Genomic DNA, 20245 nt, shown 5'->3' with positions numbered 1-20245 from the left:
CACGGGGAAAAATCTTTGCTGGAGAAGTACCTTACTGATAGCATTCATGTGAAGTGTTAAGTTTTGTTGCCTCGTTTTGGCAAGTTTTAGGGGACCAATCTTGAGCTCAATGGGGTCTTTGTTCAATCGCCAGTCGGCGCCGCTGCTGGGAATCGACATCAGCTCCTCCAGCGTCAAGCTGGTGGAGCTTGCGCGCGACAAGTCCGGCGCACTGGTTCTGGAGCGTTGTGCTATCGAGCCACTGGAGCGCGGATGGATCACTGATGGCAACATCGATAAGTTTGACGAAGTGGCCGACGCCTTGCGTCGACTAGTCAAAAAAAGCGGAACGCGTACGAAAAACGTGGCACTGGCCTTGCCTCCGTCAGCAGTTATCACCAAGAAGATCACTTTGCCTGGGGGGATGACTGAGCAGGAGTTGGAGGTCCAGGTCGAATCTGAGGCAAACCAGTACATCCCCTTCTCGCTTGACGAAGTAAGTTTAGACTTCTGCGTCATAGGACCCAGCAAAAATGCCCCCGGCGATGTGGATGTTCTCATTGCTGCCTCGCGTCGAGACAAGGTGCAGGACCGTCAAGGTTTGGCCGAAGCCGCCGGACTGAAACCCGTGATTGTTGATATTGAATCCCACGCTTCCAGACTCGCTGCTGGTCGTCTTATCGAAGGCCTGCCAAACAATGGCGTCGATGCCATGGTGGCCTTATTCGAAGTCGGTGCTCTCACGACCAGCATGCAGGTGATACGCAACGAAGAGGTTCTGTACGACAGGGATCAAGCCTTCGGCGGCGCGCAGCTCACGCAGTTGATTGTTCGCCAATACGGATTTTCCATGGAAGAGGCAGAGGGTAAAAAGCGAAGTGGTGACCTACCAGAAGACTACTCACCTGTCGTACTTCGCCCGTTTGTAGAGAGCATGGCGCAGGAAATTGGTAGAGCACTTCAGTTCTTTTTTACAAGTACTCCACACAACCGAGTCGACCATATTTTGCTGGCCGGTGGCTCCGCGCCGTTGCCTGGTCTCACTGAAGCTGTCACGCAACAATCAGGCTTCGCTTGCAGTGCGGTGAATCCGTTTGATGGAATGGAAATAGGAAGTTCCGTCAGGCTGAAAAAAATGGTGCGTGAGGCGCCTTCTTATCTGACCTCATGCGGTCTTGCGATGCGGAGGTTTTTGCAGTGATTCTAATTAATCTACTTCCACATAGAGAGGCTGCTCGCAAGCGCAGAAAAGAGGCTTTTCAAGCCACGATGTTTGCATCATTTCTGATCGGCCTTGCAATAGCAGGTGGAATCTATTGGTGGTTTCAGTTGATGATCGCTGATCAGCAGCAAAAGAATAACTTCATACAGGCCGAAATAAAAATACTCGAAGGCCAGATTAAGGAAATTGCGACTATCGAGGATGAAATTGCTTCACTGCGTGCTAGGCAGAAGGCTGTTGAAGACCTGCAGTCAGATAGAAACCTTCCCGTACATTTGCTGAACGAATTGGTTAAACAATTGCCTGATGGCATTTACCTAACGGCCCTCCGACAGTCCGATCAGACTGTCTCGCTGCAGGGTATAGCTCAATCGAATGAACGTGTGTCGGAGCTTTTACGGAATATTGCTAATAATACCCCATGGTTTACAAAGCCGGAGCTACTGGAAATTGTTTCGAGCAATGTCGCAGTGGGTACGCGTGATCAGCGAAGAGTGGCCTCGTTCAATATGAAGTTCCAATTGGTAAGAGCAAGCGAAGCGCAAAAGGCTATCGATGCGGCAGGTGCCGGTGCTGCGAGCATTTCTGCTAGGGAGCGACTGAAATGAGAGAGTCCAAAAAGAAGTCTATTGAGTATGCGCAAGTTCTTAGTAACATATCGCGTCAATTTCGAAATCTAGATTCTAAGGATCCGTCGCTCTGGCCGTTTTTGCCTAAAGTATTTTTGTGTCTTTTTATAGCTGTGGCTGTCTCTGTGGTTTGTTGGTATGCTTTGCTGTCTGATTATGAGGTGGAGCTTGACACTGTGCGGGCGAAAGAGGTTGTTCTGAAGGAAGATTATCAAAAGAAATTGATTAAAGCAGTTAGCCTGGATGAGTTAAAAAAGCAGCGTGAGCAAATTCAGCAATACGTCATACAGTTGGAAAAGCAGTTGCCTAGCAAAGCAGAAATGGCAGCTCTTCTGTCAGATATTAACCAAGCAGGACTGGGGCGCAGCTTGCAGTTTGAATTGTTTCGGCCTGGGCAAGTTGTCGCTCGAGATTATTATGCGGAACTTCCTATATCGATACGTGTGAATGGCAGATATCACGACATGGGTGCCTTTGCTTCAGATGTGGCTAATCTTTCAAGAATCGTTACGCTAAATAACATGGTGATATCCCCTGCCGCGCGTGACAGTGGTAGTCTGGTGATGGAAGCTACAGCGAGAACTTTCCGTTATCTGGATCCGGACGAGGTGCAAGCGCAAAGAAATGCTGGAGGGAAGAAGTGATGGCCCGGATCTATACCTTTGTAACTCTGGCGGCCTGTTTGGCGATCGGAGGATGTATTCCTACCGGAGAGGACGAATTAAAGGTGTGGATGGCAGAGCAGCGTGCTACAACGAAGCCTCGCGTGACTCCATTGACGGAGCCGAAAAAATTCTCTCCAGAGAGATACACTGCTGACGGTAATACTGAGCCTTTCAGCCCAGTGAAGTTGGTGCAGGCACTCCGTCGAGATTCGGTTCAGCTTGCATCGAACGCTGCATTGATTGCTCCCGAAATGACTCGGAGGAAAGAGCCTCTCGAAGCTTTTCCATTAGATGCAATGACAATGGTTGGTAGCCTGAATAAAAACGGTTCTATAGTTGCGCTTTTGAAAGTTGATAATCTGCTCTATCAAGTCCGAAAAGGCGATTATATCGGGCAGAGCTATGGGAAAATAACCGGGATTACTGAGTCTTCTATTGGTCTTCGAGAGATCATTCAAGATCCGAGCGGTGACTGGATTGAGCGCAGCACCGCTCTAGAATTGCAAGAGGGGAAGAAATGAAACAGCATGGTATGGTTTTGGTGAAATTATGTCGTGTCCTCTGTCTTGGGGCATTCGCGGCGCTACTGTCGACCTTTGCGAATGCGCAGAATACCATTAATGCTATTAGCAGTAGTATTCAGGGTGGAGTGGAGGTTGTGCGAATTGAACTTCAAGATGCGCCTAGTGTTTTGCCCACTGGATTTGCAGTACAGGCGCCAGCTCGCATAGCCTTAGATTTTAATAATATGTCGAGCTCGACAGGTAAAACTTTGTACGAGGTGAATTCTGGAAATATTAAATCCATTAACCTTGTGCAGGTAGATAACCGTGCTCGGATTGTTGTGAATCTCAAGACGCCGACTTCTTACAGGGCAGATATCGTTGAAAAATCTGTGGTGTTAACGCTTGGCTCGGCACAAGGCTCCGTATCTTTTGCTCCTCAAGCTTCACCTGCTATGGAACTTGGCGATAACCAAATTTTACCGCTAAAGGACATTGACTTCCGCCGCGGAAGTGACGGGTCTGGAAGAATCGTAGTGGGCTTGAGTACCAGCAATACGGGTGTTGATATACAACAAAAGGGGAAGGGCCTGACAATCGATTTCCTGCGCTCTTCGCTTTCAGAGGGACTTCGGCGGAGGCTGGATGTTGCCGATTTTGGCACTCCCGTGCAGTCCGTTGCCACCACAGTTGTTGGTGACCGCGTGCGGATGAGTATTGAGCCGATTGGTGATTGGGAACATAGTGCATATCAAAGTGATACTCAGTTCGTGGTTGAGGTTCGCCAAAAGAAGATTGACGTTACGAAAATCACCCAGGGTCCGGGATTTTCTGGGGAGAAGCTGTCTCTGAATTTTCAAAGTATAGAAGTTCGCTCGTTGCTTCAGGTTATTGCTGATTTTACGAATTTTAATATTGTTACTTCCGACACTGTTACCGGGACTCTGACGCTGCGCCTGAAAGATGTACCTTGGGACCAAGCTCTGCAAATCATTATGGATGCAAAGGGTTTGGGGATGAAGAAGACGGGAACCGTGTTATGGATCGCCCCTAAAGATGAAATTGATTCGCGTATAAAGAAGGATTTTGAAGCAGCCCAGTCAATTCAGAAGATTGAGCCGTTGAGAACCCAAGCTTATCAGTTAAATTATGCTAAGGCTGCGGATATCCTCACGCAATTGGCTAGCTCTGGTGGGAGCGGTAGCGGAACGTCGACACGGTTCCTATCTGAGCGTGGAAGTGCGATTGCGGAGCCAAGAACTAACCAGTTATTTGTGACAGATACCGCAAGTAAGTTGGAAGAGGTGAGGCAGCTTTTACTAAACTTGGACGTGGCAGTTCGACAAGTTTTGATCGAGGCACGTATTGTTGAAGCGCGGGACTCGTTTGGCAGGTCTCTGGGTGTGAGGCTAGGCGGCGCAGATTTGCGCGCCAATCGTGGTGGCGACGGCGGCTACGGTCTTGGAGGCAACAACAGAGTGGCATTCGGTAGTTCCTACGAAAACGCAGTATCATCCAGCGGTGCGGGTGGGACTACAAATGCCAACGCAAACTTTGTTAATCTTCCTGCTAGTCTCTCTAACGTTAGTACTGTAGGCAGTTTTGCTCTGTCAATTTTCAATTCTGCAGCTAACCGTTTTCTCACGTTGGAGCTCTCAGCTATGGAGGCCGATGGTAAAGGACGGATTGTTTCAAGTCCGCGCATTATTACTGCGGATCAAACGAAGGCGCTTATCGAGCAAGGGACTGAGTATCCTTACTCGATTACTGCTCCAAACGGAGCTACCACGCTTGCATTTAAGAAGGCAGTATTGAAACTTGAAGTCACACCGCAAATAACTCCGGAGGGTAACATCATATTGGACCTTGATGTCAATAAAGATAGTCGCGGGGAGACTACTACCCAAGGTGTCGCTATTGATACGAAACATATAAGGACTCAGATATTGATAGAGAATGGCGGAACAGTGGTTATTGGTGGGATTTTTGAAATGGAGGAAACCAATCAGGAGAATAAGGTGCCGTTGATCGGCGACGTTCCAGTGGTTGGCAACCTATTTAAGAGTCGTACCAAGGAGTCAACCAAGCGTGAAATGCTTGTATTTATCACTCCGAAAATAATTTCCGAGAACGCTACGAGAAGATAACGAATACTGGTGAATATGATGAACACACTTCTTAGAACTTTCATTGTTGTCGCTTCGGCGATTCTGGTCGCTTGTGGCGGTGGTGGCAGCGGCGGTGGTGAGCCTACTGGCCCGTCTGCTAAGCTACGCATTTATCCTCCAGTTGAATCGATTAGCTTGCCGGTTGGTGCCAGTGGATCAGCGGGTGTCGAAGTTCGTGGCGGGCGGGGCCCCTACACAGTTACCACTTCTGATGGAGCTGTGCAAGTTGGGTTGAGTGAGGATAATTTTCTATACGTTGCTGGCACCAAAGCGGGTACGTCGGAGGTTGTCATTTACGACACCAGTTTGCCTGTACAAACGGTCAAGGTTTCTGTTACCGCGCAGGTGGTGCCGATATCAAGTAATATAGGTACGGCTATTAACCTGGCACCAGGGCAGTCGCAACAAGTTACTATCCGAGGGGGTGTCGGTCCCTACGGCGTGACAACTACAGACGCCAGTGTAGCTACTGCTAGTGTTTCCGACTCAAGTGTTGTTATCACAGCTCAGCCGAAATCTGGTATTGCAACCATTTCAGTGGTTGACAGTCTGGGGTCGACCTTTAGCATTCAGGTTACTGTTGCTATATCTACCATGAGCGTAAGTCCGGCTACGATTACGGGTCCTGCTGGAACTAGCAGCAGCATTTCCATTAGAGGTGGCATTGCCCCTTACGCGGTGAGTTCAACGAATAGTGCTGTTGCATCGGCATCTGTGTCTGGCTCCAGCGTGAGCGTCAATCTGCTCTCCTTGGGCACCGCATCCATTAGTGTATCGGACAGCACAGGGCAGTCGATCATCGTATCTGTCACTGTTAATAGTGATACGCTCAGGGTCGCACCTGCAAATCAGGAAGTTCCAGAAAAAGGAAATGCCTCTTTGACTTATCTAATTTCCGGGGGAACTGCTCCGTACACGCCCCTGATCAGCGTCGCAGATTCGGCGTTTGCTACAGTGACTGTTGTCGGTTCAACATTGACTGTCGGCGCACCTGGTGCTAATCGATGTGTGACTGCGGATAGGGTAGTGCCCATCGATATTTACGATTCTAAACTTATCAAGCAGACTGTGACCATGACCATCAAAGATGGTGGCGCTGCAATCACATGTCCCTAAATCGGCGTTAAATCAGAAAAAGCCAATCTTCGGATTGGCTTTTTGTTTTTGGAAATTAATAAATTTAAGGATTGATTGCTATGATAGAGCGAGTTCCTGTCCTGCTTGAAAAATCTGGTTATGAAATATTAATTGGCGCGGATATTTTTTCGCAAATATCATTGAAATCGCTTTTGGGTTCAGTGAGTGATTGTGTAATTGTGACAAACGAGACCATTGCTGCACTGCATCTTGATAATTTGCGTAACAGGCTTGCAGGCCATGGAAGTGGTGTTAAAATTATTATTTTGCCGGATGGTGAGTCATATAAAAATACGGAGTCTTTGTGGAGAATATACGATTCATTAATCAGTTGGGCATGCGATCGTAAAACCGTACTTTTTGCTTTGGGCGGGGGGGTTGTTGGGGATATTGCCGGTTTTGCTGCCGCTACGTACATGCGCGGGATTCCCTTTGTGCAGATTCCTACCACGCTCCTAGCTCAGGTTGATTCGTCCGTCGGTGGAAAAACAGCAATTAATCATCCTCAAGGAAAGAATATGATCGGTGCCTTTCACCAGCCCAAACTGGTGATTTGCGACCTCTCTACCCTTGATACATTGCCTCCACGAGAAATGAGTGCTGGCTTGGCCGAGGTTATCAAGTACGGGCCTATCGCCGACATGTCGTTCATGAAGTGGCTCGAGAATTCCGTCGAGGCGGTGCTTGGCAAAGATCGGAAAGCCCTTGCATACGCAGTCCGTCGCAGTTGCGAAATCAAGGCCGGGGTGGTTGGTCAGGATGAAAAGGAGTCCGGGCTTCGCGCCATATTGAACTTCGGCCATACATTCGGACATGCCATCGAGGCAGGGCTTGGGTACGGTGTATGGCTTCATGGTGAAGGTGTAGGGGTCGGCATGGTCATGGCAGCAGAGCTCTCATGTCGACTGGGATTAGTGGATCGATCGTTTGTGGAGCGCCTGACGTCTCTAATTACGCGCGCTATGTTGCCAACAATTGGGCCAATAATTGACGCGAATGACAATGCTGGCCGCTATCTCGAACTTATGCGCGTCGATAAAAAATCTGAGGCTGGCGAGATTCGTTTTGTTGTAATTGATGGCCCAGGCAATGCAACGTTGCGAACGGCGCCTGATGCTCTCGTGAGGGAGGTCATTGACGCATGTTGTGAGCCCAGGTCATAGAAGTGTCATATTCGCTTCGTCCACCCTCGTGGGTTCTCATATCTTGTCTTATCACTTAGCGCGCCTTGCTCCCTACGCTTGCGATCCGGCTTCGACGCGCGGACGTCGCTATCCCGAACTGCCGGCCCCCACACGCACGGACTACCAGCGCGACCGGGATCGCATCGTGCATTCCACCGCGTTCCGCCGGCTGGTCTACAAGACCCAGGTGTTCCTGAACCATGAGGGCGACCTGTTCCGCACGCGCCTGACGCATTCGCTGGAGGTGGCGCAACTGGGCCGTTCGATTGCGCGATCGTTGCGCATCAATGAAGACCTGGTCGAGGCGATTTCTCTGGCGCACGACCTGGGCCACACGCCGTTTGGGCATGCCGGCCAGGACGCGCTGCACGCCTGCATGCTGGAGCATGGCGGTTTCGAGCACAACCTGCAAAGCCTGCGGGTCGTCGACAAGCTGGAAGAGCGCTACCCGCAATATGACGGGCTGAACCTCACTTTCGAAACACGCGAAGGCGTGCTCAAGCATTGCTCCCGCGTGCATGCCGAGCAGCTGGAAGCCGTGGAGCCCCATGGCGTCGCAGCCCGGTTTCTGCGCCGCGAGCAGCCGAGCCTGGAGGCGCAGTTGTGCAATCTGGCGGACGAGATTGCCTACAACGCGCATGACATCGATGATGGCGTGCGCTCGGGATTGATATCGATGGCGCAGTTGCAGGACGTGCCATTGTTCGAGCACTACCGGGTGGCCGCCATCGCCAGCTTCCCGGACCTGGCGCAGCCCTCCAGCCAGCGCCGGCTGTTGTACGAAACCATCCGGCGCATGCTGAGCGACCAGGTCTACGACGTGATCGACACCACGCAAGCCGCCATTGATCGCGTGGCCCCCGACAGCGTCGATGCCGTGCGCCGTGCGCCGGCCTTGGTCATGTTCAGTGACGCCATGCGCGAGCGCTCGCAGGTGCTCAAGCGCTTTCTGTTCAAGAACTTGTACCGCCACCCGCAGGTGATGGAGACCACGGGCCTGGCGCAGCAGGTGGTGCGGGACCTGTTCGCCGCGTACACCGCATCCCCCCAGGAAATGAAAGCCGCCTTCGCCGAGCAGGCGTCGCTGGACGAGGGGCCTCTGCGGGCCAGGGCGGTGGCCGATTTCATCGCGGGCATGACGGACCGCTTTGCGGCGCGAGAACACGAGCGGTTGACGGGGCAGCGTCTCCTGTCCGCGTGAGTGGCACGGCGGCGACGGGGCCGCAATGGCACGGTGCAGCCCGCAGGTCCGCAATCTCAATGTCAATGTCGGGCGTCCCGCGCCTTTTGCTGGGCCGGTGTGCACCCGTGATGGCGCCGTGCGCCGCGCCGCGCGGCCGGTGCGGTCATGGAGTTGGAGCCACCGCCAAAGAAATGCACACCGGTAAAATCAGGCTCCTCCTCGCGCCACGCGCACTTTCCTTTTCATGACGCTTACTTCCCCTGCTGCTTCGGCACCATCCTCCGGTCTGGCTGTGACCTCCCCATTCATCGGCGACACCGTGCGCTGGCTGGAGCGGGCGGTGATCGGCCTGAACCTGTGCCCTTTTGCCAAGGGCGTCCATGTCAAGGGCCAGATCCACTATGCCTTGGCGCTGACCGACAACGCGGAACACGTGCTGGACCTGCTGCGTGAGGAACTCGCAGCGCTGGTGGCAACCCCGACGCAGGAGCGCGATACGACGCTGATCGTGGTGCCGCACTGCCTGGACGACTTCCTCGATTTCAATGACTTTCTGGGCCGCGCCGAGGCGCTGCTTGAGGACTTGGAGCTGGAGGGCACCCTGCAGATCGCCAGCTTTCACCCGCAGTTCCAGTTTGCCGGGACCGATACGGACGATGTCACCAACTGCACCAACCGATCTCCGTATCCCACCTTGCACCTGCTGCGCGAAGAGAGCATCGACCGTGCGGTCGAGGTGTTCCCCGAGGCGGAAAGCATCTTCGAGCGCAACATCGACGTGCTGCAGGCGCTGGGCACCCAGGGGTGGGCGGATCTGGATGTGGGGCCCGGTGCGGGCGGTGGGGCGGGTGCAGCCACGGCGGCAAGGGCGGTCGCACCATGAAGAATCACGCAATGGCCCGCGACACGGCAGCCACCGGTTCAGCCCCCGGCAAGGGCAAAGATAAAAACAAAGGCAATGACACGGTGGGCGGCAAGAAGGGCCACGGCAAGGGCGCCAATGCCCCCGCCACGCAGGCCCACGAGCTGGCGGAGCTGCGGCCCGGGCAGTCTGTAGAGCTGCTCAAGGAGCTGCACATCCTGACCCGCGAGGGGCGCCTGAACCAGGACTCGCGCCGCAAGCTCAAGCAGGTGTACCACCTGTTCAACTTCATCGAGCCGTTGCTGGGCGAGCTGTCCGGCAGCGATCAGGGGCCCACGCTCGCCGACCATGGGGCGGGCAAGTCGTACCTGGGGTTCATCCTGTACGACTTGTACTTCAAGGCATTGGGGCGCGGGCGCATCTACGGGGTGGAGACGCGCGCCGAGCTGGTCGAAAAATCCCGTGCGCTGGCGCAAAAGCTGGAGTTCGAACGCATGTCGTTCCTCAATGTGTCGGTGGCGGAATCCACCGATGCGGACGAACTGCCGCCGCAGATCGATGTGGTGACGGCGCTGCATGCGTGCGATACCGCCACCGACGACGCTATCGCATTTGGCCTGCACAAGAAGGCGCGTGCGATGGTGCTGGTGCCGTGCTGCCAGGCCGAGATGGCCGCCTGTCTGCGTCAGGGGAGGGCGCTGCAGCTCACGCGCACGCCGCTGGCCGAGCTGTGGCGCCACCCACTGCACACCCGTGAGCTAGGGAGCCAGGTCACCAACGTGCTGCGGTGCCTGTACCTGGAGGCCAACGGGTACCAGGTCACGGTGACGGAGCTCGTGGGGTGGGAACACAGCATGAAGAACGAACTCATCATCGCCCGCTATACCGGCCAAAAAAAGCGCAGCGCAGCAGAACGCTTGCGCGCACTGCTGGCAGAGTTCGGGCTGCAATCGATGGAGAAGCTGCGGTATCCGGGCCTGCCGACCGCGTAGCTTGCGCAGCAGGTGCTTGTGCTGCTACAGGGCCCGGCCCTGCGGCAATGCAGCCAATCAGCTCTGCGGTGGGTCCTTGGAGCGCGTCTTGCTGACCGCGCTGAAGATGCCGATGCCCAGCAAGATCAATGCGCCGATGCCGATGTAAACCTGGGGTACCCCGGCAGTCACTGCCGCCCAGATCACGCCGGCCAGGAAGATCAGGAAGCCGAGCATGTAAAGTGCAAAAGACATGGGGTCCTTTCCGTGTTGTTGCTTCTGCCCGGATGGTCGCCGCTCGATGCTGCGGGCGATGTCGTCCCGCGGTACGCTCGCGTGTCGGACAATCCCAACAGCCACCCCGAGACCTACCTACCCATGGCCCGCCTGCCGCGCCTGACCCTGCCGGGTCATCTGCACCATGTCATCCAGCGGGGCAACAACCGCCAGCCCATCTTCGTGGACCGCGAAGACTTCGAGGCCATGCTCGCCCTGCTGGCGGACAACGCCCAGCGCCACGCGGTCGCCGTCCATGCCTATGTGCTCATGGACAACCACTTCCACCTGATGGCCACGCCTTCCACCGCGGACGGCCTGCCGCAGATGATGCAGGCGGTGGGGCGCCGCTATGTGCAGTACTTCAACCGCCGGCACGGCCGCACCGGCACGCTGTGGGAGGGCCGCTACCGCTCCACGGTGCTGCAGCCCGAGCGGTACCTGCTGCCCTGCATGGTGTACCTCGACCTGAATCCGGTCCGCTCGGGCGCTGTCGTGCAAGCCGTCGACTATCCGTGGTCCAGCCACGCGCACTGGCTGGGCCTGCGGGTGGACCGTTTGCTGACCCCGCACGCACTGTACTGGGCGCTGGGCAATACGCCGTTCGCGCGGGAAGCGGCTTATGCCGCTGCAGTGCAGGCAGGCATCAGCTCGCGGGAGCAAGCAGCGTTGACCACCTCCGCCCTCAGCGGCTGGGCGCTGGGTGACCCGGAATTTGTCGCCGAATTGCAAAAGCAGACGCCGCGCCGTGTGGTGCGCGGTAAGGCCGGGCGCCCGGCGTTGCTGCCGGTTTCTGAATAGATTTAGGCGCTTTCGCTGTATGGATGCGTGCCATTTGCTATCATTTTTGATTTGTCCCCAATAAATTCCGTATTTATTTAGTAGGATAATAAAATGGAATCTGACCCTAATTAATATGCTTGCAACGCATGTTGCAATGCACTAATCTCCAACTCCCTGCGAAACACATGAGGAGTGCGCCATGACCACGACGGCCGCCGAGATCCAGCATCTGCAACAACACGGTTTGTATTCATCCGGTAACGAACACGACGCCTGCGGGCTCGGCTTCGTCGCCCACATCAAGGGGGTGAAGCGCCACGACATCGTGACGCAGGCCCTGAAGATCCTGGAAAACATCGACCACCGGGGTGCCGTGGGTGCCGACCCGCTGATGGGCGATGGTGCGGGCATCCTGATCCAGATCCCCGACGCGCTGTACCGTGAAGAGATGGCCAAGCAGGGCATCACGCTGCCGGCGTCCGGCGAATACGGCGTGGGCATGATCTTCCTGCCCAAGGAGCATGCATCGCGCCTGGCCTGCGAGCAGGAGATGGAGCGTGCGATCAAGGCCGAAGGCCAGGTGCTGCTGGGCTGGCGCGATGTGCCGGTCAACCTCGACATGCCCATGTCGCCCACCGTGCGCAAGAAGGAGCCCATCCTGCGCCAGGTCTTCATCGGCCGTGGCAACGACGTGATCGTGCAGGACGCGCTGGAGCGCAAGCTGTACGTGATCCGCAAGACGGCCAGCGCCGCCATCCAGAACCTCAAGCTCAAGCACAGCAAGGAATACTACGTTCCCAGCATGTCCAGCCGCACCGTGGTCTACAAGGGCCTGCTGCTGGCCGACCAGGTGGGCGTGTACTACAAGGACCTGTCCGACGAGCGCTGCGTCTCGGCCATCGGCCTGGTGCACCAGCGTTTCTCCACCAACACCTTCCCCGAGTGGCCGCTGGCCCACCCGTACCGCTACGTGGCGCACAACGGTGAAATCAACACCGTCAAGGGCAACTACAACTGGATGAAGGCGCGCGAAGGCGTGATGGCCTCGCCCGTGCTGGCCGCCGACCTGCAAAAGCTCTACCCCATCAGCTTTGCCGACCAGTCCGACACCGCCACGTTCGACAACTGCCTCGAACTGCTGACCATGGCCGGCTACCCCATCAGCCAGGCCGTGATGATGATGATCCCCGAGCCGTGGGAGCAGCACACCACCATGGACGAGCGCCGCCGCGCCTTCTATGAATACCACGCCGCCATGCTCGAGCCCTGGGACGGCCCCGCCTCCATCGTGTTCACCGATGGTCGCCAGATCGGCGCCACGCTGGACCGCAACGGCCTGCGCCCCTCGCGCTACTGCATCACCGATGACGACCTGGTCATCATGGGCTCGGAATCCGGCGTGCTGCCCATCCCCGAGAACAAGATCGTGCGCAAGTGGCGCCTGCAGCCCGGCAAGATGTTCCTGATCGACCTGGAACAGGGCCGCATGATCGACGACGACGAGTTGAAAGCCAACATCGTCAACACCAAGCCCTACAAGCAGTGGATCGAAAACCTGCGCATCAAGCTCGACAGCGTGGGCACCGACACTGCGTCCACTCCCGACGCCGCGCCCCTGCCGCTGCTCGACCGTCAGCAGGCCTTCGGCTACACCCAGGAAGACATCAAGTTCCTGATGGCGCCCATGGCCAGGAACGGCGAAGAAGGCATCGGATCCATGGGCAACGACAGCCCGCTGGCCGTGCTCTCGGGCAAGAACAAGCCGCTGTACAACTACTTCAAGCAGCTGTTCGCGCAGGTGACCAACCCGCCCATCGACCCGATCCGCGAAGCCATCGTGATGTCGCTGGTGTCCTTCATCGGACCCAAGCCCAACCTGCTGGACATCAACCAGGTCAACCCGCCGATGCGCCTGGAAGTGAGCCAGCCCGTGCTGGACTTCGCTGACATGGCCAAGCTGCGCAACATCGAGAAGTACACGCAGGGCAAGTTCAAGAGCGCCACCATCGACATCACCTACCCGCTGGACTGGGGCCGTGAAGGCGTGGAAGCCAAGCTCGCGTCGCTGTGCGCGCAGGCCGTGGACGCCATCAAGGGCGGCGCCAACATCCTGATCGTCAGCGACCGCGCCGTGAGTGCCACCCAGGTGGCCATCCCCGCGCTGCTGGCCCTGTCGGCCATCCACCAGCACCTGGTGGGCGCAGGCCTGCGCACCACCGCCGGCCTGGTGGTCGAGACCGGTACCGCGCGTGAAGTGCACCACTTCGCCGTGCTGGGCGGTTACGGCGCGGAAGCCGTGCACCCCTACCTCGCCATGGAAACCCTGGCCGAGATGCACTCGGGTCTGGCAGGCGACCTGTCGCCGGACAAGGCCATCTACAACTACGTCAAGGCCATCGGCAAGGGCCTGTCCAAGATCATGTCCAAGATGGGCGTGAGCACCTACATGTCCTACTGCGGCGCGCAGCTGTTCGAGGCCATCGGCCTGAACACCGACACCGTGGGCAAGTACTTCACCGGCACCGCCAGCCGCGTGGAAGGCATCGGCGTGTTCGAGATCGCCGAAGAAGCCATCCGCATGCACAAGGCCGCATTCGGCGACGACCCCGTGCTGGCCACCATGCTGGACGCCGGCGGCGAATACGCGTGGCGCACCCGCGGCGAAGACCATATGTGGACGCCCGACGCGATCGCCAAGCTGCAGCACAGCACGCGCGCCAACAACTGGAACACGTACAAGGAATACGCCCAGATCATCAACGACCAGAGCAAGCGCCACCTCACGCTGCGCGGCCTGTTCGAGTTCAAGATCGACCCCTCCAAGGCCATCTCCATCGACGAGGTCGAGCCCGCCAAGGAAATCGTCAAGCGTTTCGCCACCGGAGCGATGTCGCTGGGCTCCATCTCCACCGAGGCGCACGCCACGCTGGCCGTGGCCATGAACCGCATCGGCGGCAAGAGCAATACCGGCGAAGGCGGCGAAGACGCTGCGCGCTACCGCAACGAACTCAAAGGCATCCCGATCAAGAAGGGCGATACCCTCAAAAGCGTGATCGGCGCCGCCAACGTCGAGGTCGACCTGCCCCTGCAGGACGGCGACTCGCTGCGCAGCCGCATCAAGCAGGTCGCGTCGGGCCGCTTCGGCGTCACGGCCGAGTACCTGTCGTCGGCCGACCAGATCCAGATCAAGATGGCCCAGGGCGCCAAGCCCGGCGAAGGCGGCCAGCTCCCTGGCGGCAAGGTGTCCAACTACATCGGCAAGCTGCGCCACAGCGTGCCGGGCGTGGGCCTGATCTCGCCCCCGCCGCACCACGACATCTACTCCATCGAAGACCTGGCCCAGCTGATCCATGACCTGAAGAATGTGGCGCCGCACGCCACCATCAGCACCAAGCTGGTGTCAGAAGTGGGCGTGGGCACCATCGCCGCGGGCGTCACCAAGTGCAAGAGCGACCACCTCGTGATCGCCGGGCACGACGGCGGCACGGGCGCATCGCCCTGGTCGTCCATCAAGCACGCGGGCGGCCCGTGGGAGATCGGCCTGGCCGAAACCCAGCAGACCCTGGTGCTCAACCGCCTGCGCGGCCGTGTGCGCGTGCAGGCCGACGGCCAGATGAAGACCGGCCGCGACGTCGCCATCGGCGCGCTGCTGGGCGCGGATGAATTCGGCTTCGCCACGGCACCGCTGGTGGTCGAGGGCTGCATCATGATGCGCAAGTGCCACCTGAACACCTGCCCCGTGGGCGTGGCCACGCAGGACCCCGAACTGCGCAAGAAGTTCTCGGGCAAGCCCGAGCACGTGGTGAACTACTTCTTCTTCATCGCCGAAGAAGTGCGCCAGATCATGGCGCAGCTCGGCATCAGGAAGTTCGACGACCTGATCGGCCGCTCCGACCTGCTCGACACCCGCTCTGGCATTGCCCACTGGAAGGCACGCGGCCTGGACTTCGGCCGCCTGTTCGCCCAGCCCAATGTGCCCGCCGATGTGCCGCGCTACCACGTGGACGTGCAGGACCACAACATCACCAACACCCTGGACCGCAAGCTCATCGAGCGCAGCAAGCCCGCCATCGAAAAGGGCGAGCGCGTGCAGTTCATCGAGGTGGCCCGCAACGTGAACCGCTCCGTGGGCGCCATGCTCTCCGGCGCCGTGACGCGCGTGCACCCCGAAGGCCTGCCGGACGACACCATCCGCATCCAGCTCGAAGGCACGGGCGGGCAGTCGTTCGGTGCGTTCCTCACCCGCGGCATCACGCTGTACCTGATTGGCGACGCCAACGACTACACCGGCAAGGGCCTGTCCGGCGGCCGCGTGATCGTGCGCCCCAGCATCGACTTCCGCGGTGAATCCGTGCGCAACACCATCGTGGGCAACACGGTGATGTACGGCGCCACCACGGGCGAGGCCTTCTTCAGCGGCGTGGCCGGCGAACGCTTTGCCGTGCGCCTGTCGGGTGCCACTGCGGTGGTGGAAGGCACGGGCGACCATGGCTGCGAATACATGACCGGCGGCACCGTGGTGGTGCTCGGCAAGACCGGCCGCAACTTCGCGGCGGGCATGAGCGGTGGCGTGGCCTATGTGTACGACGAGGACGGCCAGTTCGACACGCGCTGCAACATGTCCATGGTGACGCTGGAGCGCATCCTGCCCGCCTCGGAGCAAGAGGCCACGATGCCCCGTTCCATCTGGCACGGTGGCCAGAGCGACGAAGCGCAGCTCAAGAAGCTGCTGGAAGACCACAACCGCTGGACCGGCAGCAAGCGTGCCCGCGAACTGCTGGACAACTGGGCCGCGTCGCGCGGCAAGTTCGTCAAGGTCTTCCCGACCGAGTACAAGCGCGCACTGGCTGAAATTTATGAACGAAAAGTGCTGGAAGAGCCCGCTACGCCTGCGGTAGCAGCTCCTGAAAAGGTAGCGGTGCCCGCCAAGTAAGGCGAGCCGCGACCCACACCTCACCGTTCATAGACCAAAGATTCAAGGACACCGTCATGGGAAAGACCACCGGCTTCATGGAGTACGAGCGCATCGAAGAGGGCTACAAGCCCGTCGGCGAGCGCCTGAAGCACTACAAGGAATTCGTCATCGGCCTCGATGACTCGCAGGCCAAGATCCAGGGCGCGCGCTGCATGGACTGCGGCACGCCGTTCTGCAACAGCGGCTGCCCCGTCAACAACATCATTCCGGACTTCAACGACCTGGTCTATCACCAGGACTGGAAGAGCGCGATCGAGGTGCTGCACAGCACCAACAACTTCCCCGAGTTCACCGGCCGCATCTGCCCCGCGCCCTGCGAGGCTGCCTGCGTGCTCAATGTGAACGACGACGCCGTGGGCATCAAGTCCATCGAGCACGCCATCATCGACCGCGCCTGGGACGAAGGCTGGGTGCAGCCGCGCCCCGCCAAGCACCAGACCGGCAAGAAGGTCGCCGTGGTGGGCTCGGGCCCTGCAGGCATGGCAGCGGCGCAGCAACTGGCGCGCGCCGGCCACAGCGTCACGCTGTTCGAGAAGAACGACCGCATCGGCGGGCTGCTGCGCTATGGCATCCCTGACTTCAAGATGGAGAAGTCGCACATCGACCGCCGCGCCAAGCAGATGGAAGCCGAAGGCGTGACCATCCGCACCGGCGTGTTCGTCGGTGCCGCCAGGGACGGCCTGGGCAAGGATTCCAAGGTGACCAACTGGGCCAAGGAAACTATCACGCCCGAGCAGCTGCAAAAGGACTTCGACGCCGTGGTGCTGACCGGTGGCGCCGAGCAGTCGCGCGACCTGCCCGTGCCCGGCCGCGACCTGGACGGCATCCACTTCGCGATGGAATTCCTGCCGCAGCAGAACAAGGTCAACGCGGGCGACAAGCTCAAGGGCCAGCTGCGCGCCGATGGCAAGCACGTCATCGTGATCGGTGGCGGCGACACCGGCAGCGACTGCGTGGGCACCAGCAACCGCCACGGCGCCGTGAGCGTCACGCAGTTCGAGCTGATGCCCCAGCCGCCCGCCGAAGAAAACCGCCCCATGACCTGGCCCTACTGGCCGATCAAGCTGCGCACGAGCTCCAGCCACGATGAGGGCTGCGAGCGCGAGTTCGCCATCTCCACCAAGGAGTTCATCGGCGAAAGGGGCAGGGTCACCGGCCTCAAGACCGTGCGCGTGGAGTGGAAGGACGGCAAGATGGTCGAAGTGGCGGGCTCCGAGACGGTGCTCAAGGCCGACCTGGTGCTGTTGGCCATGGGCTTCGTGAGCCCCGTGGCTGCCGTGCTCGAAGCCTTCGGCGTGGACAAGGACGCCCGCGGCAACGCGCGCGCCACCACCGAATTCGACGGCGGCTATGCGACCAACGTGCCCAAGGTGTTTGCAGCCGGCGACATCCGCCGCGGCCAGTCGCTGGTGGTCTGGGCGATCCGCGAAGGCCGCCAGGCTGCGCGGGCCGTCGACGAATTCCTCATGGGCTATTCGGACCTGCCCCGCTGAGCGGTTGCGGGCTCGGACCTGGACCCTGAGCCTGCGTGTCGCGGGCTGCCAACGGCGCCTTCGGGCGCCGTTTTTCGTGGGACGCAGGGGCCGCAACCGACACAAACGCCGGGGGCGTGGCAGTTGATCGGCAGTTGTGGGGCAGTTGTGGGGCAGTTGTGGGGCAGTTGTGGGGCAGTGCTTGGGGTCGGGGCAGGGCGCTGAAAGGACGTCGTAACGCAACGGGCGCGGCCGTGAAACTCTTGGAGAGGGCGGTCCTGGGACGGTGACGGCCTGATCGCTTCATGCACCAAGCCAGCTCGATGTTCCCTGAGGGCGGCGCGGCTCGGGCGACCGCCGAGACAGCATTCTGTGCCGCATGGGCACCGCCCACACCCAGCTTTGCCTTTCTTGGCACAATCGAGGTCTGTGGCGGTAGGGGGCAAACACCCATGAGCGGTTCTTTAACCCCCTGTGCAGGTGCTTCAAATTGCAAACATACATGAATGTATGTTTAAGTCTTCGGCTACCATCGCAGCTGCCATTTCCCTTGTTTTCTGGCTCCGGCCAGCCCGGATCGCCTGAAATCCATCCCGTCCTGCATGCCTGAGTCCTCCTTTCTTGCCGAATTGCGCAACGTCACCTTCTCGTACGGTGACCGCACGATCCTGCGCGATGTGACGCTCTCCGTGCCGCGCGGCAAGGTGACGGCCCTCATGGGCGCGTCCGGGGGCGGCAAGACCACCGTGCTGCGCCTGATCGGCGGGCAGCAGAAGGCCCAGAGCGGCCAGGTGCTGTTCGACGGCCAGGACGTGGCAGGGCTCGATGTCGCGGGCCTGTACGCAGCCCGCCGGCGCATGGGCATGCTGTTCCAGTTCGGTGCGCTGTTCACCGACCTGTCGGTGTTCGAGAACGTGGCGTTTCCGCTGCGCGAGCACACCGACCTCTCCGACACGCTGATCCGCGACGTGGTGCTCATGAAGCTGCACGCCGTGGGCCTGCGCGGCGCACGCGACCTCATGCCCAGCCAGATCTCCGGCGGCATGGCGCGGCGTGTGGCGCTGGCGCGGGCGATTGCGCTGGACCCGGAGCTCGTCATGTACGACGAGCCCTTTGCGGGGCTGGACCCGATCTCGCTGGGCACGGCCGCGCAGCTCATCCGCCAGCTCAACGACGCCATGGGCCTGACCAGCATCATCGTCTCGCACGACCTGGAAGAGACCTTTCGCCTGGCCGACCACGTGATCATCCTGGGCGCCGGCGTGGTGGCGGCGCAGGGCACGCCCGATGAAGTGCGTGCCAGCACCGACCCGCTGGTGCACCAGTTCGTGAACGCGCTGCCCACGGGGCCGGTGCCCTTTCATTACGCAGGGCCCTCCGCGGAAGAGGACTTCGGCCCGCTCGGAGGGAAGGTGCTGTGAGCTGGTACAAGCCGTCCGACGTGGGTTTCGCGGTGCGCCAGAAGCTGGCCGACATCGGCATGGCTGCGCGCCTGTTCGCGCGGCTGCTGCGCCTGGGCGGCGCCGCTTTCATGCGGCCTGCGCTGGTGCGCGACCAGATCCACTTCCTGGGCAACTATTCGCTGGCCATCATCGCGGTGTCCGGGCTGTTCGTCGGTTTTGTGCTGGGCCTGCAGGGCTATTACACGCTGCAGCGATATGGCGCCTCGGAAGCGCTGGGCCTGCTGGTGGCGCTGTCGCTGGTGCGCGAGCTGGGCCCGGTGGTCACGGCCTTGCTCTTCGCGGGCCGGGCGGGCACCTCGCTCACGGCCGAGATCGGCCTGATGCGCGCGGGCGAGCAGCTCAGTGCGATGGAAATGATGGCGGTCGACCCGGTGCGCCGCATCCTGGCGCCGCGCTTTTGGGCCGGCGTGATCACCATGCCCCTGCTGGCGGCGGTGTTCAGCGCCGTCGGCGTGATCGGCGGCTGGGTCGTCGGCGTGGTCATGATCGGCGTGGACCACGGTGCGTTCTGGAGTCAGATGCAGGGCGGTGTGGATGTCTGGCGCGACGTGGGCAATGGCGTGATCAAGAGCTTCGTGTTCGGCGTCACCGTCACCTTCGTGGCGCTGCTGCAGGGCTTTGCGGCCAAGCCCACGCCCGAGGGCGTGGCGCGCGCCACGACCCGCACGGTGGTGATGGCGTCCCTGGCCGTGCTGGCGCTCGACTTCATCCTGACGGCCCTGATGTTCAGTATCTGACGCCGGCACAGCCGCTGGCCAAGAGGAATCCAAACA

General features: G+C 59.3%; 16 protein-coding genes. 15 read left to right on the top strand and 1 reads right to left on the bottom strand.

Features of this window, described 5'->3' with window-relative positions:
- Positions 1–100: 100 nt before the first annotated feature.
- The 10 genes from ACSQ3D_RS03325 (at position 101) to ACSQ3D_RS03280 (ending at position 10524) form a co-directional block, all read left to right on the top strand.
- Complete coding sequence (locus ACSQ3D_RS03325) at positions 101–1180, top strand: pilus assembly protein PilM (RefSeq protein ID WP_436125916.1); 1080 nt, start codon at positions 101–103, stop codon at positions 1178–1180.
- A complete protein-coding gene (locus ACSQ3D_RS03320) occupies positions 1177–1809 on the top strand; it encodes a PilN domain-containing protein (RefSeq protein ID WP_396503499.1) in 633 nt (210 codons plus the stop codon). The genes ACSQ3D_RS03325 and ACSQ3D_RS03320 overlap by 4 nt, the downstream gene beginning before the upstream one ends.
- Positions 1806–2474 carry a type 4a pilus biogenesis protein PilO gene (locus tag ACSQ3D_RS03315; RefSeq protein ID WP_436125915.1) on the top strand — a complete coding sequence of 223 codons (669 nt, stop codon included), beginning with the start codon at positions 1806–1808 and terminating at the stop codon, positions 2472–2474. Before ACSQ3D_RS03320 ends, ACSQ3D_RS03315 begins: the two co-directional genes overlap by 4 nt.
- Positions 2474–3016 (top strand): pilus assembly protein PilP, encoded by a 543-nt coding sequence (locus ACSQ3D_RS03310; protein ID WP_396503501.1) that lies wholly within the window; start codon positions 2474–2476, stop codon positions 3014–3016. Before ACSQ3D_RS03315 ends, ACSQ3D_RS03310 begins: the two co-directional genes overlap by 1 nt.
- Positions 3013–5145, top strand: coding sequence for a type IV pilus secretin PilQ (gene pilQ, locus ACSQ3D_RS03305; protein WP_396503502.1), 2133 nt, complete (start codon positions 3013–3015; stop codon positions 5143–5145). The genes ACSQ3D_RS03310 and pilQ overlap by 4 nt, the downstream gene beginning before the upstream one ends.
- Before the next feature lie 18 nt (positions 5146–5163).
- On the top strand, positions 5164–6282 hold the full coding sequence (locus ACSQ3D_RS03300) for a hypothetical protein (RefSeq protein ID WP_436125914.1): 1119 nt from the start codon (positions 5164–5166) through the stop codon (positions 6280–6282).
- A gap of 80 nt (positions 6283–6362) precedes the next feature.
- Entirely contained in the window at positions 6363–7466 is a 1104-nt protein-coding gene (aroB, locus tag ACSQ3D_RS03295; protein ID WP_436125913.1) for a 3-dehydroquinate synthase, read from the top strand.
- 43 nt (positions 7467–7509) lie between these two features.
- Positions 7510–8688 carry a deoxyguanosinetriphosphate triphosphohydrolase gene (locus ACSQ3D_RS03290; RefSeq protein ID WP_436126175.1) on the top strand — a complete coding sequence of 393 codons (1179 nt, stop codon included), beginning with the start codon at positions 7510–7512 and terminating at the stop codon, positions 8686–8688.
- A 226-nt stretch (positions 8689–8914) separates the two neighbouring features.
- The gene (locus ACSQ3D_RS03285; protein WP_436125912.1) at positions 8915–9553 is read left to right on the top strand and encodes a DUF1415 domain-containing protein; all 639 of its coding nucleotides are present in this window, start codon (positions 8915–8917) and stop codon (positions 9551–9553) included.
- Positions 9550–10524: a class I SAM-dependent methyltransferase gene (locus ACSQ3D_RS03280; protein WP_436125911.1), complete on the top strand. Its 975-nt coding sequence runs from the start codon at positions 9550–9552 to the stop codon at positions 10522–10524. The genes ACSQ3D_RS03285 and ACSQ3D_RS03280 overlap by 4 nt, the downstream gene beginning before the upstream one ends.
- 57 nt (positions 10525–10581) lie before the next feature.
- Here the strand turns inward: ACSQ3D_RS03280 and ACSQ3D_RS03275 are convergent, their stop codons facing one another.
- Positions 10582–10758 (bottom strand): hypothetical protein, encoded by a 177-nt coding sequence (locus ACSQ3D_RS03275; protein WP_056415353.1) that lies wholly within the window; start codon positions 10756–10758, stop codon positions 10582–10584.
- A gap of 123 nt (positions 10759–10881) precedes the next feature.
- Between ACSQ3D_RS03275 and ACSQ3D_RS03270 the strand changes: the two genes are divergently transcribed.
- From ACSQ3D_RS03270 to mlaE, 5 genes are all read left to right on the top strand, one after another.
- Positions 10882–11580, top strand: a complete 699-nt coding sequence (locus ACSQ3D_RS03270) for a transposase (RefSeq protein ID WP_436126174.1) — start codon at positions 10882–10884, stop codon at positions 11578–11580.
- 181 nt (positions 11581–11761) lie between these two features.
- Positions 11762–16495 (top strand): glutamate synthase-related protein, encoded by a 4734-nt coding sequence (locus ACSQ3D_RS03265; RefSeq protein ID WP_436125910.1) that lies wholly within the window; start codon positions 11762–11764, stop codon positions 16493–16495.
- A gap of 56 nt (positions 16496–16551) precedes the next feature.
- Positions 16552–18030: a glutamate synthase subunit beta gene (locus tag ACSQ3D_RS03260; protein ID WP_436125909.1), complete on the top strand. Its 1479-nt coding sequence runs from the start codon at positions 16552–16554 to the stop codon at positions 18028–18030.
- 581 nt (positions 18031–18611) lie between these two features.
- Positions 18612–19430, top strand: a complete 819-nt coding sequence (locus ACSQ3D_RS03255) for an ABC transporter ATP-binding protein (protein WP_436125908.1) — start codon at positions 18612–18614, stop codon at positions 19428–19430.
- The gene (gene mlaE, locus ACSQ3D_RS03250) at positions 19427–20209 is read left to right on the top strand and encodes a lipid asymmetry maintenance ABC transporter permease subunit MlaE (RefSeq protein WP_056415366.1); all 783 of its coding nucleotides are present in this window, start codon (positions 19427–19429) and stop codon (positions 20207–20209) included. The genes ACSQ3D_RS03255 and mlaE overlap by 4 nt, the downstream gene beginning before the upstream one ends.
- Positions 20210–20245: the final 36 nt, after the last annotated feature.

It is taken from the genome of Acidovorax sp. LjRoot117, from assembly GCF_964252695.1.
Taxonomy (GTDB): Bacteria; Pseudomonadota; Gammaproteobacteria; order Burkholderiales; family Burkholderiaceae_C; genus Acidovorax.
This window is presented reverse-complemented; position numbering and strand designations above follow the sequence as displayed.

Coding starts and splice junctions, on each gene's coding strand:
- ACSQ3D_RS03315 (WP_436125915.1), top strand. CDS start 1,806: ATGAGAGAGTCCAAAAAGAAGTCTATTGAGTATGCGCAAGTTCTTAGT.
- ACSQ3D_RS03310 (WP_396503501.1), top strand. CDS start 2,474: ATGGCCCGGATCTATACCTTTGTAACTCTGGCGGCCTGTTTGGCGATC.
- pilQ (WP_396503502.1), top strand. CDS start 3,013: ATGAAACAGCATGGTATGGTTTTGGTGAAATTATGTCGTGTCCTCTGT.
- ACSQ3D_RS03300 (WP_436125914.1), top strand. CDS start 5,164: ATGAACACACTTCTTAGAACTTTCATTGTTGTCGCTTCGGCGATTCTG.
- aroB (WP_436125913.1), top strand. CDS start 6,363: ATGATAGAGCGAGTTCCTGTCCTGCTTGAAAAATCTGGTTATGAAATA.
- ACSQ3D_RS03285 (WP_436125912.1), top strand. CDS start 8,915: ATGACGCTTACTTCCCCTGCTGCTTCGGCACCATCCTCCGGTCTGGCT.
- ACSQ3D_RS03280 (WP_436125911.1), top strand. CDS start 9,550: ATGAAGAATCACGCAATGGCCCGCGACACGGCAGCCACCGGTTCAGCC.
- ACSQ3D_RS03275 (WP_056415353.1), bottom strand. CDS start 10,758: ATGTCTTTTGCACTTTACATGCTCGGCTTCCTGATCTTCCTGGCCGGC.
- ACSQ3D_RS03270 (WP_436126174.1), top strand. CDS start 10,882: ATGGCCCGCCTGCCGCGCCTGACCCTGCCGGGTCATCTGCACCATGTC.
- ACSQ3D_RS03265 (WP_436125910.1), top strand. CDS start 11,762: ATGACCACGACGGCCGCCGAGATCCAGCATCTGCAACAACACGGTTTG.
- ACSQ3D_RS03260 (WP_436125909.1), top strand. CDS start 16,552: ATGGGAAAGACCACCGGCTTCATGGAGTACGAGCGCATCGAAGAGGGC.
- ACSQ3D_RS03255 (WP_436125908.1), top strand. CDS start 18,612: ATGCCTGAGTCCTCCTTTCTTGCCGAATTGCGCAACGTCACCTTCTCG.